Genomic DNA, 1,031 nt, shown 5'->3' with positions numbered 1-1,031 from the left:
CGGCAACGCTCACGCTGAATTTCACGACCAATGTTACGCCCAGTCCGAACCCACCGGTGATCGAGCTCGCGGACAGCTCGGCAGGCGAGACGGTCTATAAGCCGCTGGTCCAGGGGGCGTCGTATGTAAACCCGCCGAACTACAGTTTGAGCACGAGCGCACAAAACTCCGGTGTCTATGTCGTGCGCCTGAAGAAGTAACGACATTTTGCAGGTAGGGTTAAGCCTGAATTCCGGCGAAAAAAACGTGCACGCTGGCTTCGGCCGCCGCGTATGTTTCCTCAAATCGTTGCGTTTCTCGCGTTAGAGAGCATCCGCGTGCAGCGGCTCCTGACGTGGCGTTGAACGAGTCGGCAGCACGGCTTCAGTAGACCTCATGTGCGTCTCTCCCAAAATCGTCGCACTTTTTCCTTAACGAGGAGATTTAATTGAAAGTTTCCAATAACTGTCACGTATTGGTGATCGCTACTGCGGTTGCGATCGGCCTGACCGGTTGCGCGACCGAGTCGTCGCGTACGCTCGATGTGCCGGTTGTCAGCGCCGCGCAGAAGCCATATGCCGGCAAGCCAGTTGCGATTGCGGTTGGCAAGTTCGACAACCGCTCGAGCTATATGCGCGGCATTTTCTCGGACGGGATCGACCGACTCGGTGGACAAGCAAAGACGATCCTCGTTACACGCCTGCAGCAAAGTCACCGCTTCAACGTGCTTGATCGCGAGAACCTGGACGAGATCAAGCAGGAGGCCGGCTTCATGAAGAAGGCGCAGGCCGTGAAGGGCGCGAACTACGTCGTGACGGGCGATGTGACCGAGTTTGGGCGCAAGGACGTCGGCGATCAGCAGCTGTTCGGCATCCTCGGCCAGGGCAAGACGCAGGTTGCATATGCGAAGGTCAACCTGAACATTGTCGATACGACGACGTCGGAAGTCATCGCATCAAGCCAGGGCGCCGGCGAGTACAGCCTGTCGAACCGCGAGATCATCGGCTTCGGCGGCACCGCGAGCTATGACTCCACGCTGAACGGCAAGGTGC

At 58.2% G+C, this 1,031-nt stretch carries 1 protein-coding gene and 1 pseudogene; both read left to right on the top strand.

Annotated features, from left to right (window positions below):
• Window positions 1–200: pseudogene (locus DPV79_RS41485) on the top strand (hypothetical protein); the annotation flags it as partial.
• A gap of 227 nt (window positions 201–427) precedes the next feature.
• Window positions 428–1,031, top strand: a 604-nt coding sequence (locus tag DPV79_RS41480; RefSeq protein WP_113048178.1) for a CsgG/HfaB family protein, incomplete at its 3' end; no start/stop codon positions are given.

This window comes from Burkholderia reimsis, from assembly GCF_003294055.1.
Taxonomy (GTDB): domain Bacteria; phylum Pseudomonadota; class Gammaproteobacteria; order Burkholderiales; family Burkholderiaceae; genus Burkholderia; species Burkholderia cepacia.
Note: the sequence above shows the minus strand (reverse complement) of the source record. Positions and strands in the feature narration are given on the sequence as shown.